Origin of the sequence: Halomonas sp. M4R1S46, from assembly GCF_025725685.1 — a bacterium.
Lineage (GTDB): Bacteria > Pseudomonadota > Gammaproteobacteria > Pseudomonadales > Halomonadaceae > Halomonas.
Genome location: NZ_CP107008.1, coordinates 3486077 through 3502434, shown reverse-complemented (window position 1 = coordinate 3502434; position 16358 = coordinate 3486077). Strand labels below are relative to the sequence as shown.

At 66.0% G+C, this 16358-nt stretch carries 15 protein-coding genes; 12 read left to right on the top strand and 3 right to left on the bottom strand.

Translation table 11 applies throughout. The annotated features are described in order from the left end of the window. Nucleotides 1-46 precede the first annotated feature (46 nt). Nucleotides 47-988: a LysR family transcriptional regulator gene (locus OCT48_RS16175; RefSeq protein ID WP_263590159.1), complete on the top strand. Its 942-nt coding sequence runs from the start codon at nt 47-49 to the stop codon at nt 986-988. 87 nt (nt 989-1075) lie between these two features. On the opposite strand, the gene OCT48_RS16170 is transcribed toward OCT48_RS16175, so the two are convergent. The 3 genes from OCT48_RS16170 to OCT48_RS16160 all read right to left on the bottom strand — a co-directional run bounded on the left by OCT48_RS16170 (nt 1076) and on the right by OCT48_RS16160 (nt 4046). Next, nucleotides 1076-1567 carry a methylated-DNA--[protein]-cysteine S-methyltransferase gene (locus OCT48_RS16170; RefSeq protein WP_263590158.1) on the bottom strand — a complete coding sequence of 164 codons (492 nt, stop codon included), beginning with the start codon at nt 1565-1567 and terminating at the stop codon, nt 1076-1078. Next, nucleotides 1560-2957: an AlkA N-terminal domain-containing protein gene (locus OCT48_RS16165; protein WP_263590157.1), complete on the bottom strand. Its 1398-nt coding sequence runs from the start codon at nt 2955-2957 to the stop codon at nt 1560-1562. Before OCT48_RS16165 ends, OCT48_RS16170 begins: the two co-directional genes overlap by 8 nt. A gap of 87 nt (nt 2958-3044) precedes the next feature. Next, complete coding sequence (locus OCT48_RS16160; RefSeq protein ID WP_263590156.1) at nt 3045-4046, bottom strand: AraC family transcriptional regulator; 1002 nt, start codon at nt 4044-4046, stop codon at nt 3045-3047. A gap of 350 nt (nt 4047-4396) precedes the next feature. On the opposite strand from OCT48_RS16160, the gene antA reads away from it, so the two are divergent. The 11 genes from antA to OCT48_RS16105 all read left to right on the top strand — a co-directional run bounded on the left by antA (nt 4397) and on the right by OCT48_RS16105 (nt 16215). After that, nucleotides 4397-5782, top strand: coding sequence for an anthranilate 1,2-dioxygenase large subunit (gene antA, locus OCT48_RS16155; RefSeq protein WP_263590155.1), 1386 nt, complete (start codon nt 4397-4399; stop codon nt 5780-5782). A gap of 3 nt (nt 5783-5785) precedes the next feature. Further along, nucleotides 5786-6271 carry an anthranilate 1,2-dioxygenase small subunit gene (antB, locus tag OCT48_RS16150; RefSeq protein ID WP_263590154.1) on the top strand — a complete coding sequence of 162 codons (486 nt, stop codon included), beginning with the start codon at nt 5786-5788 and terminating at the stop codon, nt 6269-6271. A 20-nt stretch (nt 6272-6291) separates the two neighbouring features. After that, nucleotides 6292-7308: an anthranilate 1,2-dioxygenase electron transfer component AntC gene (antC, locus tag OCT48_RS16145; RefSeq protein WP_263590153.1), complete on the top strand. Its 1017-nt coding sequence runs from the start codon at nt 6292-6294 to the stop codon at nt 7306-7308. Between the two features lie 96 nt (nt 7309-7404). After that, complete coding sequence (locus OCT48_RS16140) at nt 7405-8529, top strand: muconate cycloisomerase family protein (protein WP_263590152.1); 1125 nt, start codon at nt 7405-7407, stop codon at nt 8527-8529. A gap of 29 nt (nt 8530-8558) precedes the next feature. Beyond that, entirely contained in the window at nt 8559-8849 is a 291-nt protein-coding gene (catC, locus tag OCT48_RS16135) for a muconolactone Delta-isomerase (protein WP_263590151.1), read from the top strand. A 51-nt stretch (nt 8850-8900) separates the two neighbouring features. Continuing rightward, a complete protein-coding gene (gene catA / locus OCT48_RS16130) occupies nt 8901-9836 on the top strand; it encodes a catechol 1,2-dioxygenase (RefSeq protein ID WP_263590150.1) in 936 nt (311 codons plus the stop codon). 66 nt (nt 9837-9902) lie between these two features. Then, complete coding sequence (locus tag OCT48_RS16125; RefSeq protein ID WP_263590149.1) at nt 9903-10889, top strand: TRAP transporter substrate-binding protein; 987 nt, start codon at nt 9903-9905, stop codon at nt 10887-10889. A gap of 293 nt (nt 10890-11182) precedes the next feature. Beyond that, on the top strand, nt 11183-11731 hold the full coding sequence (locus OCT48_RS16120) for a TRAP transporter small permease (protein ID WP_263590148.1): 549 nt from the start codon (nt 11183-11185) through the stop codon (nt 11729-11731). Continuing rightward, nucleotides 11728-12987: a TRAP transporter large permease gene (locus tag OCT48_RS16115; protein WP_263590147.1), complete on the top strand. Its 1260-nt coding sequence runs from the start codon at nt 11728-11730 to the stop codon at nt 12985-12987. Before OCT48_RS16120 ends, OCT48_RS16115 begins: the two co-directional genes overlap by 4 nt. A gap of 152 nt (nt 12988-13139) precedes the next feature. Continuing rightward, complete coding sequence (locus OCT48_RS16110; protein ID WP_263590146.1) at nt 13140-14810, top strand: amidohydrolase; 1671 nt, start codon at nt 13140-13142, stop codon at nt 14808-14810. Nucleotides 14811-15003: 193 nt separating this feature from the next. Beyond that, nucleotides 15004-16215 carry a porin gene (locus tag OCT48_RS16105; RefSeq protein ID WP_263590145.1) on the top strand — a complete coding sequence of 404 codons (1212 nt, stop codon included), beginning with the start codon at nt 15004-15006 and terminating at the stop codon, nt 16213-16215. The last annotated feature ends 143 nt before the right edge of the window (nt 16216-16358 follow it).

Here is a 16358-nt window from a genome sequence, read left to right as displayed (position 1 = left end):
CGGAAAGTGTCGGCAGGCAGAATTGCACAGAGCCAAGGGAGGAAAAATGCACGACTCCGGAAAGGGGATTTCCAGGAATGAAAAGCCCGCCTCGAGCCGGGTCAACTGGAACGATGCCCGCGCCTTTCTCGCCGTGGCGCGTCTCGGCACCTTGAGCGGCGCGGCGTCGACGCTCGGTGTGGGCGTGGCGACCCTGGCGCGACGCATCGAGCGCCTGGAAACGACCATGAAGGTGCCGCTCTTCGTCCGCCAGCAGTCGGGCTATCGGCTCACCGCGGAAGGGGAAGCTCTCGTCCCCAGGGCCGAGGCCCTCGAGGCCGCTGGTAATGCCTTCGCCTCGGGCGTTGAAGACGGGAGTTCGATGAGGGGGCGGGTCGGATTGGCCACCGCCGAGAACCTGGCGACCCGCCTGATCCTGCCGGCCCTGCAGACGTTCCGGGAGCGCTATCCCGGCCTTGCGATCGATCTCGTCACGGATATCTCGACCGCCAACCTGCATCGCCGGGACGCCGATCTGGCCATCCGCATGGTCAAGCCCGAGCGGGGCAACGTGTCGTTCAGGCGGCTGGGCACCCTGGGCTATGGGCTCTATGCCAGCGCCGACTACCTGGCGCGGCGCGGGGCCGAATCTGAAGCGGACGGTTTCGACGACGATGCCTTTATCACCTGGAATGAGCGGCAAGCCCACCTGCCCGCCGCCCAGTGGGTGGCACGTATCCTCCAGGGACGAGTTCCCGCGCTCACCACGACATCGCTCCACACCCAGGTCGTGGCGGCCTCGGCGGGGCTCGGGCTGGCAGTGCTCCCGCACCTGATTGCGCGTGATACCGGCCTGGTCTGCCTCGATGCGGACCTCGGCGTCGAGCAGGACATCTATCTGGTCATCCAGACCGACCTGTCGCGCGCGCCGCGCGTCCGGGCGCTGGCCGACTTCCTCGGCGAGCTGGTCATCGATCATCGCGAGCGGCTGGAAGCGCCAGGGCACTGAGGCAGATGCATCCTGCACGGGACGTCTGTAGCCCCGGATCTCGCCAGAACTGCGTCATTGGCGGCTTCCTGTGGTGGCGCGGGCCGCTCAGCCCAGCGCGAAGGGCACCTCGCCGGCCTCGTGGGCCAGCAGCCACTGCTTGCGGCCGATGCCGCCGGCATAGCCGGTGAGGCGGCCGTCGCTGCCGATCACCCGGTGGCAGGGCACCACGATGGCCAGCGGGTTCTTGCCGTTGGCCGCGCCCACCGCACGCTGGCCGCCCTTGCAACGCAGCTGTTCGGCGATCTCGGCGTAGCAGCGGGTCTCGCCGAAGGGGATGGTTTCGAGCGCCTGCCAGACGCGGCACTGGAAGTCGGTGCCCTCGGGCGTCAGCGGCAGGTCGAAGGCCTGGCGCGTGCCGGCGAAGTATTCGGCGAGCTGGGCGCGGGCGCGCTCGGTGAGTGCGTTGGGACGGGCCGGCGCGTCGGCTTCCATGACGAAGGCGACCTCGGTGAGGCCGGCGGTCGTGGCTCGCAGGCGGATCAGGCCAAGGGCGTCGGTCTCCGGCGGCTGGTAGTAGTCCAGGGCGTTGTCAGTCATCGGCTTGGCTCCTTGGTGCTTGCGGTTGGAGTTCTTGAGACCAGAGCTGCAGGGTCAGGTAGCTGCGCCAGGGCGAGGCACTCGCCGGGTCGGCGCCGTCGAGCCGGGGCAGTGCCCGGCGCACGCCGGCATCGCCGGCCAGCCAGATATCGGGGTGGCCGGTGCCACGCAGGGCCGCGTAGTTCGCCGTCCAGGGCCCAATGCCCTTGAGCGTCGTCCAGGCGGCCGGGTCGTCGCTCGCGTCGCCGTCAGCGTACCAGCTTGCGAAGCGGCGCAGGGTCTCGCGGCGTGTGTTCGGCATGGCGAGAAAGGCCAGGTCGCTGCCGGCGACGGTGGCGGGCGTGGGGAAGTGGCAACGATCCTCCCCCGCGGGCTCGCCGAGTGCCGCCACCAGGCGGGTGACCAGCCGGCGGGCGGCGCCGATCGCGACCTGCTGGCCGAGGATGGCCCGCACGCCGGCCTCGAACGGTGACCAGACGCCGGGCAGGCGCAGTCCCTCGGTCAGCGCGAGGCCGGGCAGGGCATGGCTCAGGTGGGCCTCGATGGTGACGGTGTCGGCGTCCAGGTCGAGCACCCGTCGGATGCGCCGCACCACCGGGGCCAGGGCATGCAAGTCGTCGAGCTCGAGGCGGACCCGGAAAGCATGGCGGTCGGGGAGGTGCTCGGCGGTGTACTGGCCCAGCGCCTCGCCCCAGCGGATGCAGCGGCCGTAGTGCCGCTCGCCGACCCACTCCAGGCCCTCGATGGCGCGGCTGGCATGGAAGTCGCGCAGCGGCTCCCAGGCGTAGGGCGGGCGATAGGCCAGCTGGAGCGTCAGGCCCTCGGCGGGTTCGCCGGTGCGACGGCGCAGGTCGCGGGGCGCCAGGCCGATGCGGGTGCGAAAGGCGTCGTTGAAGCGGCGCAGGCTATGGAAGCCGCTGGCATAGGCGATGTCGGTGACCGGCAGGGTGGTCTGGTGGAGCAGCTGCTTGGCGAACAGGCACTGGCGATGCTGGGCATAGGCCTTGGGCGAGACGCCGATGCGCTGCTGGAAGAGCCGGCGCAGGTAGCGCTCGCCGATGCCCAGGCGGTCGCAGAGTGCCGTCAGCGTTCCCTCCTGCAGGGCGCCCTCGTCGATCAGCCGCAGGGCACGTTCCAGCGTCGTGTGGGTGCCGCGCCAGGCCGGCGAGTCCGGGGCGCTGTCCGGGCGGCAGCGCAGGCAGGGGCGAAAGCCGGCCTCCGCCGCGGCCAGGGCGCTGTCGAAGTAGCGCACATTGCGCTCACGGGGGGGCGTCGCCGGGCAGACCGGTCGGCAGTAGATGCCGGTGGTGGTCACCCCGACGAAGAAACGGCCGTCGAAGCGGGCATCCCGGGCCAGGCGGGCCTGGCGGCACTGGGCGGGGTCCAGCATGGCGGCGCTCCTCGGCGTGGGTGTCTGCCTTCCAGTGTATCGCCTGGAGCAGTGACGACTAGCCGGAATCGGAACCGGAGGCCGCGGTCAGTGCCGAACGATCTCGCCCTGTCCGGCGAACCGGCCGATGGCCTGGGAGGGCCGCTCGCCGAAGCGCTTCTGGTAGTCCCTGGAGAAGCGGCCGAGCTGCAGGAAGCCGCAGTCCATGGCGATGCTGGAGACGCTCTCCCGCGGGCCGGCGTGCTCGAGGCGGCGTTTCACCCAGTCGAAGCGCAGGTTGCGGAAGTGGGCGATGGGCGCGGCGCCGAAGTGGGCATGGAAGTCCTGGTAGAGGCGCTCCCGGGAGACGCCGGAGAGCTTCTCGAGATCTTCCAGCGTGAGCGGCTGGTCGAGGGACTCGCGCATCATCGCGTCGAGCTGGTCGAGGTAGCCCGGACGCTCCTGCTGGCGGCCGAGCAGCTCTCCCGAATAGTTGTGGGGCTGAGCATAGAGCAGGCTGGTGATCAGGCTGTTCTCGAAGTTGCCCCACACCTCGGGAAGGTCGCACAGCGAGCCCTCGGCGCCGAGCAGCTCCTGCAGGTGGGCGACCATTTTCCACCAGTCGCCGAGATGGCCCTCGAGGGGCATCCGCGGGTCGAAGATCACCGGCGCCGTCACCTTCCGCCCGAGCAACTGGCCGAGACGGTGATGCACGGCCTCGCGGGACAGCCGTACCAGCTGCTTGCGGCAGTCCTCGCCGATGTTCAGGTGCAGCGGCTGGTGGGGCGAGATGATGGCTCCCACTCGGGTGTCCGAGGCGAATTCCTGGCGCGCATACTCGATGTGCTGCTCGCCGGACAGCGGCAGGCTGATGCTGTAGCTCTGGGCCAGGTCGTCGACCTTGATGGTGACCCGGGTCGCGTACTCGATGATGCCGATGGCCACGTTGCCGAGCGCCGTGCCCTCGTGGCGGAAGGCCAGGTCGCGGGGCCGGGGTACCTCGAGCCGGTGGGGGCCATTGATGCCGCGCATCCAGCGACAGGCGTCGGCGGGCTCGTGGATCAGGGTGGCGATCCTGCGCCGGGGCGATGCGTGGGGCGCGAGTGTCATTCGGTCTCCTCGCCTCTCGGGGCCGGCCGCTGCTCACGGCTTCTTGTGGGGTCGTCGGAACCCGTCGTCAGAGGCCTTGTTGTTCGCATGTCGGTATGTTGTGCGTATTGCGAACTTTGTTGTCGGATTATAGCACCTTTATGCCACATCTCCATTGGCCTGGGCCAAGGTACGGGCGGCTTTTCACTGGGGGCGCGACTAAAGTCTAGGCGCTTCGGCCGGCCTGGCCGGCGGGTTCCTGCGCGACGCCGAAAAAGTGCATAGCCTTGGCCGAAGAAGCGAATAGTGGCGAGGCGAGGGCCTGCCTAAGTTGGGTCACACCACGACAAGCAACAAGACGGTGATGACCGATGACCGCACTACGCTCTATCCCCGAGTGGCAGCAATTCGTCGAGAACTGTCTCGATTTCCGCCCCGATGACGGCGTCTACCAGATGGCCCGGGAAATGTTCACCGACGAGGCGCTGTTCGATCTCGAGATGGAACTGATCTTCGAGAAGCAGTGGATCTTCGCCTGCCACGAGAGCCAGATTCCGAACAACAACGACTTCATTACCATGCAGGCCGGTCGCCAGCCGATGATCATCGCCCGCGACGCCAAGGGGCAGCTGCGGGCCCTGGCCAATACCTGCCAGCACCGCGGCGCGACCCTGGTGCGCACCGAGTGCGGCAACCAGTCCACCTACACCTGCCCCTTCCACGCCTGGTGCTACAAGTCCGACGGCCGCCTGGTCAAGGTCAAGGCGCCGAGCGAGTATCCGGCGGACTTCGACAAGGCGAGCCGCGGCCTCAAGCAGGCCCGTATCGCCAGCTACCGGGGCTTCGTCTTCATCAGCCTCGACGCCGAGGGCACCGAGAGCCTCGAGGACTTCCTCGGCGATACCCGCTTGTTCTTCGACATGATGGTCGAGCAGGCCGAGGACGGTGAGCTGGAGGTGCTGCCGGGCAAGTCCACCTACACCTTCAACGGCAACTGGAAGCTGCAGAACGAGAACGGCCTCGACGGTTATCACGTCAGCACCGTGCACTACAACTACGTCTCCACCGTGCAGCACCGCCGCGAACTCGAGGCGCAGAAGAGCGGCGGCGGGGACACCCTCGACTACAGCAAGCTGGGCGCCGGCGACAAGGACACCGACGACGGCTGGTTCTCCTTCGCCAACGGCCACAGCCTGCTGTTCAGCGACATGCCCAACCCCCAGGTGCGTCCCGGCTACGCCAGCGTGATGCCGCGCATGCTCGAGCAGCATCCCCAGGAGCGCGCCGAGTGGACCATGCACCGCCTGCGCAACCTGAACATCTACCCGAGCCTGTTCTTCATGGACCAGATCAGCTCGCAGCTGCGCATCGTGCGTCCGGTGGCCTGGAACAAGACCGAGGTCATCAGCCTGTGCCTGGGCGTGAAGGGCGAGTCCGACGCCGACCGCGAGAACCGCATCCGCCAGTTCGAGGACTTCTTCAACGTCTCCGGCATGGGCACCCCCGACGACCTGGTGGAGTTTCGCGAGCAGCAGCGCGGCTTCCAGGCGCGTGCCTCCCGCTGGAGCGACATCTCCCGGGGTCACCAGGACTGGCAGTACGGCGAGACCCACAACAGCCGGGTGCTCGGCATCAAGCCGGTGATCACCGGCACCGAGTTCACCCACGAGGGCCTCTACGTCAACCAGCACGGGACCTGGCAGCGGCTGCTGCTCGAGGGCCTCGAGAAGAAAGCACTCAAGCTCCAGGAGGTGTAAGCCATGAATCTTCAGCAATCCATCGAGCAGTTCATGTACCGCCTGGCCGAGCTCTGCGATGACCGCGACTGGGACGGCTACCTCGACCAGTTCGCCCCGGAGTGCGAATTCCACATCCCGCAGTGGAAGAACGAGGACGAGGTCACCCGCGACCCCAAGCGCGAGATGTCGCTGATGTACTACGCCGACCGCACCGGCCTCGAAGACCGCGTCTTCCGCCTGCGCACCGGCAAGTCCGCGGCCTCGACCCCGCTGCCGCGGACCCTGCACCTGATCGACAACGTGCGCTGCGAGCAGCAGGGCGACGGCATCGTCCAGGTGCGCGTCAACTGGGTGACCCACTTCCATCGCTTCGGCGAGAGCGGCCACTTCTTCGGCACCGCCGATTACACCCTGCGTGGCGAGGGCGATGGCTGGAAGGTCCTGCGCAAGCACAGCGTGCTGCTCAACGACAAGATCGATTCCGTGCTGGATTTCTACCACGTCTGAGTTTCGCTGGAGGGCGAGTCATGCATAACACAGCCGCCATCGTCTTTCGGGACGGCACCACGCGCTTCGTCAAGGTCGACGACAACGAGCTGCTGATGGACGCCGCCCAGCGTCACGGGGTCAACCTGCCGGTGGACTGCCGGGAAGGGGTCTGCGGGACCTGCCGCTGCCTGCGCGAGGCCGGCGAGGTCGATGTGGAGTACATCGACGAGGAGGCGCTGACCGAGGAGGAGATCGCCGAGGGCCATGTGCTGGCCTGCCAGACGCGACTGCGCTCCGCCCACGGCTCCTTCTATTTCGACGTGGACTCCGGCGTGTGCAGCGTGGCCACCGAGGTGCACGACGCCACCGTGAGCGCCGTGGAGCCGGTCTCCGATGCGGCCGCCATCCTCGAGATCACCCTCGACGATCCCGCCCAGGCACTGCAGTTCCTGCCCGGGCAGTATGCGCGCCTCGAGATCCCGGGCACCGACGCCTGGCGGGCCTACTCCTTCGCCACATCTTCGGTGAAGGAGGGCCGGCTGCGCTTCCTGATCCGCCTGCTGCCCAGCGGGGTGATGAGCGACTACCTGCGCGAGCGTGCCAGGCCGGGCGACGCCATCTCCCTGGAGGCCCCGCTGGGCGCCTTCTACCTGCGCGAGGTGCAGAGCCCGCTGCTGATGGTGGCGGGGGGCACCGGCCTCTCGGCCTTCCTCGGCATGCTCGAGCAGCTCGAGGAGGCGGGCGATTGCAGCCAGCCGATCCGGCTGTGCTACGGCGTGACCCAGGAGGCCGACCTCAGCGAGCTCGACCGCCTGGATCGCTTCACCGAGACGCTGCCGGACTTCGCCTACGAGACCGTGGTGATGAATCCCTCGGAGGCCTGGCAGGGCAGGAAGGGCGTGGTCTGCGACCTCTTCGACCTCGACTTCCTGGCCCGGCCCTTCGATGCCTACCTGTGCGGGCCGCCGCCGATGATCGAGGCCTCGAAGCAGTGGCTCGAAGCGCGCGAGGTCGGCGAACACCGGCTGTTCTTCGAGAAGTTCGTCTCGAGCTGAGCTCGCTTCGGCCGGTGGGCGACCCGCCGCCGGCCGGAGCCCACCCGACCATCACCCCCTTAGCGGTGGCCCTCGGCGCGCCGCCTGGAGACCCCGATGTCCGACATCCTGATCCACGAGATCGAGACCCTGCTGGTCGACCTGCCGACCATCCGGCCGCACAAGCTGTCGATGACCACCATGGCCTGCCAGACGCTGGTCATCATCCGCCTGCGCTTGTCCGACGGCACCGAGGGCCTGGGCGAGGCCACCACCATCGGTGGCCTCGCCTACGGCCCGGAGAGCCCCGAGGGCATCAAGCAGACCATCGACACCTACCTGGCGCCGTTGCTGGTCGGCCAGCCGGCCCACAACCTCAACGCCCTGCGGGCGCGCCTGGATCGCCATGCCCGCGGCAACAGCTTCGCCAAGTCGGGGCTCGAGACCGCGCTGCTCGACGCCGAGGGCAAGCGCCGCGGCCTGTCGGTGGCGGAACTGCTGGGTGGGGCCCGCTGCAATCACCTGCCGGTGCTGTGGACGCTCGCCAGCGGCGACACCCGCAAGGACATCGACGAGGCCTTCCAGCGCCTCGAGGAGCGCCGTCACTGCGACTTCAAGCTGAAGATCGGCGCCAATCCGGTGGACCAGGACGTGCGTCACGTCGGCGCCATCAAGGCGGCGCTGGGTGACCGGGCGAGCGTGCGGGTCGACGTCAACCAGGCCTGGGACGAGGCCACCGCGGCCCGCGGCATCGACGCCCTGGAGGCCGCCGGGATCGATCTCATCGAGCAGCCAATCCCGGCCCGGGAGTTCGCCGGCCTGACCCGGCTGGCAAGCCGCTTCGTGGTGCCGATGCTGGCCGACGAGGCGGTCCACGACGCTCGCGACGGCTTCACCCTCGCGGCCGGCGGCTTCGGTGATGCCTTCGCGCTGAAGATCGCCAAGGCCGGCGGGCCGCGCAGCGTGCTGGAACTGGCCCACGTGGCCCGGGCGGCCGGCGTGAGCCTCTACGGCGGCACCATGCTCGAGGGTACCATCGGCACCGCCGCCTCCCTGCATGCCTGGGCGACCCTCGGCGAGCTGACCTGGGGCACCGAGATGTTCGGCCCCCTGCTGCTCAAGGACGACATCGTCGCCAAGCCGCTCCATTACCACGAGTTCGGCGTCGACCTGCCGGCCGGCCCCGGCCTCGGCATCACCCTCGACGAGGACAAGCTCAACCACTATCGGCGCCGCGACTGAGCCGCGCCCTGCATCCCAAGGAGACGCCCATGCTCTTCCAGGTGGAAATGACCGTGAAGCTGCCGCCGGACATGCCGGCCGAGCGGGCCGCCGAGATCAAGACGACCGAGAAGGCCTACGCCCAGGAGCTGCAGCGCGCCGGCAAGTGGCGGCACCTGTGGCGGGTCGCCGGCAGCTACGCCAACGTCAGCATCTTCGACGTGGAGGACAACGCCGAACTGCAGGAGATCGTCTCGAACCTCCCGCTCTTTCCCTACATGGAGATCAGTGTCACGCCGCTGTGCCGTCACCCGTCCTCGATCCGCGAGGACGACAGCTGAACCCCGGCCCCGCCGGTCGCCAACGACACGACAATAACCGAGGAAACGACCATGACCGTGAAGATCTTCGATACCCCCGAAGTCCAGGACTTCCTGAAGACCGTCGCCGGCTTCGAGCAGGCCGGCGGCAGCGAGCGCGCCAAGCGGATCCTGCATCGCCTGCTGTCCGATCTCTACCGGCTGATCGACGATTTCGACGTCAGCCCCGAGGAGTTCTGGGGCGCCGTCAGCCAGCTCAATGCCCTGGGCAAGGACACCCAGTTCGGCCTGCTGGCGCCGGGGCTCGGCTTCGACCACTACCTGGACATGCGCATGGACGCCGCCGATGAGCAGGCCGGCCTGACCGGCGGTACCCCGCGCACCATCGAGGGCCCGCTCTATGTGGCCGGCGCCCCCGAGGCCGAGGGCTTCGCGCGGATGGACGACGGCCGCGACACCGAGGCCGAGGTGATGTGGCTGACCGGCCAGGTCCGCGACGTGAACGGCAACCCCGTCCCCGGCGCCAAGGTCGAGATCTGGCACGCCGACACCAAGGGCAACTACTCCTTCTTCGATCCCGCCCAGTCGGAGTACCACCTGCGCCGCACCATCCATGCCGACGCCGACGGCCGCTACGCGGTGCGCAGCATCATTCCCTCCGGCTACGGCTGCCCGCCGGGCAGCCCGACCCAGCAGGTACTCGACCTGCTCGGCCGCCATGGCCAGCGTCCGGCGCACATCCACTTCTTCATCTCGGCGCCGGGTCACAAGCACCTGACTACCCAGATCAACCTGGCCGGCGACCCCTACACCTGGGACGACTTCGCCTTCGCCACCCGCGATGAGCTGGTGATCGACGCCAGGCGCATCGAGGATGCCGCCGAGGCCGACAAGCGCGGCCTGGCAGGCCCCTTCACCGAGGTGGTGTTCGACGTCGAGCTGGCTCGGACCGACGCCGCCGAGCTGCAGAGCCGTCACAAGCGCCCGCGCGCCCTGGAAGACGCCTGAATCCCCTTGCGGGAAAGTCGGCCCTGCGGGGACGGCTGAATCACTACAACAAGAGAGACCACCCCCATGAACACGCTCAAGACCCTGATGACGGCCGCCGTGGCGGCGTCGCTTTCCGTCACCGCCTTCACCGCCCAGGCCCGCGACTTCCGGCTCGGCCTGATCACCCCCCAGCCGCACATCTGGACCCAGGAGGCCGAGGGCTTCGCCGAGACCCTGGCCGAGCGCTCCGGCGGCGAACACAACGTCAGCATCTTCCCCGCCCAGCAGCTGGGCACCGAGGCGCAGATGGTCCAGCAGCTCCAGGCGGGCTCCCTGGACATGGCCTTCCTGACCATCGCCGAGATCTCCAACCGCATCCCGGACTTCGGCGCCCTCTACGCGCCCTTCCTGGTCGAGGACATCGATCACGCCGCGGCCCTGCTGCGTTCGGACACGGCCGAGGGCCTGCTCGACAAGATGCCGGCCCAGGCTGGCCTGGTGGGCGTGGGCTACGGCATGGCCGGCATGCGCCAGATCCTCAGCCGCGAGCCCATCGCGTCGGCCGAGGACCTGAGCGGTCTCAAGGTACGCATCACGCCCTTCGACCCGATCCGCGACTTCTACACCGCCGCCGGCGCCGCACCCACGCCCTTGCCGCTGCCCGCGGTCTATGACGCCCTGGCCAACGGCCAGGTCGACGCCATCGACATGGATTACGATTCCATCCGACTGCTCAAATTCTACGAGCAGGCCGAGAACCTGGTGATCTCCAACCACATGATGTTCCCCATGGTGGCGGTGATCTCCGGGCGCGTCTGGGCGCAGCTCGACGGCGAGGATCGCGAGATGATCCGCACCGCCATGGCCGAACATGCCGACAACGTCATGGCCCGCTTCCAGGAGAACCACGCCGCCTGGGGCGAGGACCTGCGCAGCCAGGACATCACCGTCACCGATATCGGTCCCGCTTTCTTCGCCGATGCGATCGCCGAGTGGGAAGGCGTCTGGGCGCCCAGGGCCCCGTCGCTGGCCAAGCTGCGCGAGACGGCCGCCGAGCTGGCCGACTACTAAGAGCTCCTTAACAACAGGCCCAGCGAGATGAGCGCCGGGGACAAGCCAGCGCGAGGGTCTTTTGGCCAGGGGTGAGGCGGAAGAAGAAGAACATCCAGTGGATGTTCTTCCCGCCGAACGGGTTGGCCATGGATGGCCAACACAGGCCCTGCAAGCGAAGCAGGATGCGAGAGCGCTGCAGGGCAAAAGTAGCGCCCATGGATGGGTTTACAGCGCCCTCGCGACGGCTGGGCGCCGGAAAAGCTCATCGCTTGCGTCAAGTTGTGAAAGAAGCCATCGCCCTGGAGGATGTCATGCTCAAACGACTCTCGGACGGTCTCGTCCGCTGTGAGGCGGCGATCGCCGCGACACTGGCCGCGCTGATCAGCCTGCTGATCCTGCTCAACATCGCCACCCGCTCGCTCGGCCATGCCCTCTACTGGACCGACGAACTGGCCATCCACGCCATGATCTGGATGACCTTCTTCACCACCTCGGCGGTGCTCAAGCGCCGCGAGGGTGTCGCCGTGACCCTGCTGGTCGATGCCCTGCCGAACGGCATGCGCCAGGGGCTGCACCTGTTCGTCGATGCCATGGTGCTGTTCTTCGCGCTCTTCCTGGCCGTGCTGTGCTGGCGCTGGTACGACCCGGCGACCCTGTGGGCCACCGGCTTCGATATCCAGGCCTTCCAGGGGGAGACCTTCAACTTCATGTATTCCGAAACCTCGCGCACGCTGGGCATTCCCAAGTTCTGGGCCTGGCTGTGCCTGCCCATCTTCGCCGTCTCGCTGAGCCTGCATGCCGTCGTCAACCTGATCGACGGCCTCAAGGGCCTGGTGAGTGCGGAAAGGAGGCTCGCATGACTCTCGTCGTCTTCGCCGTCCTGCTGCTGGGCGCGGTGCCCATCGCCCTGGTGCTGGCGCTCACCGCCGCCTGGTACATCGCCGATTCGGGCAACTCCCTGCTGTTCGCCTCCTATCCCCAGCAGCTGTATGGGGCCATCGAGAACTACGGCCTGCTGGCCATCCCGCTGTTCATGCTCGCCGGCGAGCTGATGAACGAGGGCGGGCTGACCCGGCGGCTGATCGACCTGGCGCGGATCCTGGTCGGCGGCTTCCGCGGCGGCCTGGTCTACATCAACCTGGTCGCCAACATGATGATGGCCGCCATCGTCGGCTCGGCGGCCTCGCAGATCGCCATCATGTCCCGGGCCATGGTCCCGGCCATGGAAGCCGACGGCTACGACAAGCCCTTCGCCGCGGCCATCACCGCCGCCGGTGGGCTGCTGTCGCCGATCATCCCGCCGTCGATGCTGTTCGTGCTCTACGGGGTGATGGCCCAGGTGCCCATCGCCGACATGTTCATCGCCGGCATCATCCCGGGGCTGCTGATGGGCGGGCTCTTCTTCCTGGCCATCGCCGCGGTGGGACTGGTACAGCAGTATCCCCAGGGCCAGTGGCCGAGTCGCGCGCAGGCCAAGCGCTTCCTGCTGATGGGCCTGCCGGCCCTGAGCATCCCGCTGATCATCATCGGCGGCATCCTCGCCGGCCTGGCCACGCCCACCGAGTCCGCGGCCCTGGCCTCGCTCGCCGCGCTGCTGATCGGTCGCTTCGTCTACCGCGACCTGACCTTCGCCCGCCTGCCGGAGATCCTCAAGCGCACCGCCTTCAATGCCGGCCTGGTGATCATGCTGATCGCCGCCGCCGGGGTGTTCGGCTGGGTGATCGTCTACGAGCAGCTGCCACAGATGGCCGCGGCCTGGATCGCCTCGTTGACCACCGACCCCTTCCTGTTCCTGCTGCTGGTAGTGGGCATCCTGCTGCTGGTGGGGATGATCGTCGACGGTATCGCCGCGCTGATCCTGGTGGTGCCGATCCTGCTGCCGATCGCCCAGAACCAGTTCGATATCACCGCCTTCCAGTTCGGCGTGGTGGTGTGCCTGACCCTGGTGCTGGGGCTGCTGACGCCGCCGGTGGGGGCGGGGCTCTTCATCGGCTCGTCGATGACCGGGGTGCCGCCGCTGAAGATCTTCCGAGCGCTGTGGCCCTTCCTGCTGATGAGCTTGCTGGCGCTGGTGCTGCTGGCCTGGCAGCCCTGGCTGACCCTGGCGCTGGTGTGAAACCAAACCCACCGAGAAGAGGAGGAGAGCATTCCCCCTGACTGGACAGTGACCATGATCCGGCCGGGAGAGCATACCGGGAGTGGTGTTGCTTCAAGCGTCCGGCCGGATCCCTCGACAATAATCAGACAAGATCAAGGAAGTTTTTCAGTATGAGAATAAGAAAGGTGCTTTCCTGCGCGGCTCTGACAGCCGGTTATATCGGGGCGGCCTCCGCCTCCAGCGATATCGATCTGATCCTGCATGATGCCAAGGTCCGCACGATGGATGACGCCATAGGCGTCGTGGAAGCCGTGGCAATATCCGGCAACCGGGTGTCGGCCGTCGGGAGCAACGAGGAAGTGCTGGCCTTGCGGGATGACGGGGTCCGCGTCATAGATCTCGATGGCAGGACCGTGATTCCCGGGCTTGTCGATACCCATCTGCACCTCGATGAAGTCGGCGAAAACCTCCAGAAGATCCAGACGAACGACCTGAGGAGCCTGCAAGTTCTCCTCGGCAGGATCGCCGCGGAAGCGGAACGGCTCTCCGACGGTGGGTGGATCGTCGGTGCATCGGACTGGCATGAGAGTCAACTGGAGGAGAATCGCTTTCCCAGCCGGGAGGAACTCGATGAGGTGGCGCCCGATAACCCGGTATTCCTTCGTCGGGGTGGCATCAATGCAGTGATTAACTCCAAGGCGATGGAGGTCGCTGGCATCGACGAGGAGGATGCTGATCCCCCGGGTGGCAAGTATGACCGTGACGAGAGCGGTCGTTTCTCGGGTTGGATACAGAGCTTCTCGAAGGTCAATGAAATCGCCGGCTTGCTGCCCGCTCCTTCGGAAGAGCAAGTGCGGTCCAACTTTCTTGCCGCCATGCAGGCCCTCTCCAGCAAGGGGGTGACGACCGTCAGGTCACAGCATGTCTCTCCGGATCACTTGGCATCCTGGCGAGCCATCGTCGATGATGGTGGGCATAGCCTGCGGGGGGTGGCGATGATGTCCATCAATCCGCGTGCTCCTCTGGAGCAGGACATCGCCTCGCTCGAAGAGCATGGCATCTCGCCGGGTATGGGGGATGATGACCTGCGCGTGGGTGGGCTGAAGGTGACCCATGATGGTGGGGTGGAAACCGCCTTGCTGAGGGAAGAGTACACGAACATTCCCGGTTTCAAGGGGATTGAGGTGACTCCCCTCGAAAAGGTAGAGCGACTCTCGGCCTATGCCTGCGAAAATGGTTGGGGACTTTCCGTTCACGCAATCGGTGGCCAGGCGATCACCAATGTCCTGAATGCCTGGAACGAGTTGAATGATGAGTGTTCGCTAGCCGACCTCGGCTGGGGGCTCGAGCACCCATACCTCCCCAATGCGTCCGATATCGAGCTGATGCGGGAGCTGAGCGTGACACCCCATACTCAGGCTCCGCATAACTATACCCTGGGCGCTGGATTCCTGGAGTTCTGGGGGGAAGAACGCACCCACCGCTCCATTCCCAACCGCACCTATATCGATGCCGGCGTGTTGCCCGCGGCAGGCACCGACTCTCCCGTGGCCCCCTTCGATCCGTTCCTCTCCATGTGGGTAGAGGTCACCCGCCAGACGGCTGCTGCGGGCGTGCTGGGGGCTGAGGAGGCCGTCACTCCCCTGGAGTCCCTGAAGATGCATACCATCTGGGCCGCCCAAGGGTTGGGCATGGAGGATCGTATCGGCTCCATCTCCCCCGGCAAGTATGCCGACATGGTGGTGCTCTCGGATGACCCTCTCTCCGTGGCACCGGAAGAGCTCAGGAAGATCTCCGCCGATTGGACCTTCTTCTCGGGAGAGGCGGTACACCAGCCTTAGCCTTCGGAATCAAACTAAGGAAGTGAGCCCGTAGGCCGGCATCAATGATGATGAGTGATTGAGCAGGGAGACGCCATCTGTTGATGCCGGTATAAAAATTCATCCGTGCAATAAGGAGGTGCTGTACAGAGGTAACAACGAGAAGTTTTTTGCTGGGCTTAGTGTTTCAATAAAACAATCTAGGAATTCATTAATGAAGTTTAAGAAAAATATATTGCTGGCAGCCATGCTGCCGGCCGGATTGGTTCTTGCTCAAAATTCAGTTGCTTACAATGTGGTGCCGGCCGGCCAGCCGGTCGTGACCGGTGAGCCGAGCCGTGTCGGGGCTCCCTGGAATCACCGCTCCACATTCAATATTCCGGGGACGCAGACGGACATAGCCTTCGGCGGCTATATCAAGCTAGATGCCCTGTATGACTTTGATTATGACCAGTGGCTGGTGACAGATCCGTTCTCCGTGGCGAATGAAAACAACAAGACCACTGGGAGGACGACTTTCACGGCCGCCGAGAGCCGGCTCAACTTCCGGACGCAGACCCACACGGAACACGGCACTATCAAGACCTATGTGGAAGGGCACTTCATTCCTGACGAGTCCTTCAATCTGCGTCATGCTTATGGGGAGTATGGTGGTTTCCTGGCGGGCAAGACATGGAGCAACTTCATGCAGATGGTCGGCTCGCCACGCACCCTCAAGCTGGGGAACCCCCTGGGCTATACCTTCGAGCGCCAGCCTCAGGTGCGCTATACGCTGCGCGGGGATGACGGTTTCTTCGCCGTGGCGCTGGAAGATTCCGATACGCCGCTCGTCTCCGACGCGGGCGTTCCCGCCTCGTCAGAGTCACGTCTCCCTGATCTGACGGTGCGCTATCAGTACGGCCATAGCTTCGGCATTTCAGGGGTCGTACGTGAGCTGGCGACCAATGAGTATCTCGCCAACACCGACGACAGCACCCTGGGGTATGGGGTCGCGGCTCGGGGCGCCCTCCCCCTTGGCAGTCGTCTGGTGCTGAAAGGTAACACCATGGTGGGCACCGGCCTGGGCAACTATCTCAATGTGATCCCCGAGGGGGCCGAGGCGATGCGCACCCCCGATGCCATTATTCTGGGTGACAAGCTCGAGAGTGTCGACTTTCAGAGCTATGGCCTGTCCCTGGAGTATCGCTGGGAAGATGGTTGGTCGAGTGCCATCGGCAGCTCCTATGTTACGCAAGATCTCCCGGAGAACGTGGCCGGTCTCCAGGAATTTGCCGATAGCATCCAGTTCTCTTACGCGAACCTTATCTGGGATATCAACGAGCAGCTGGCGGTCGGTGTGGAATATCAGTACACCAATCTCGAGCGGCTGGATGGTGAAAGCATCGATGCGAACCGTATCCAGGCTAGCGCGCTCTTTCATTTCTAATGGCATGAGCTGACAGATAACGTTCTATGCCCTGAGTGTGTCCCTTTAATCCTTGGGGATATTGCTTGCTTTGTGCCAGCCATGAGGTTGGCACTTTTTTATTTCGCTGGAGTTGACTGGTCTTCATCGCTCCGCCTGGTTGA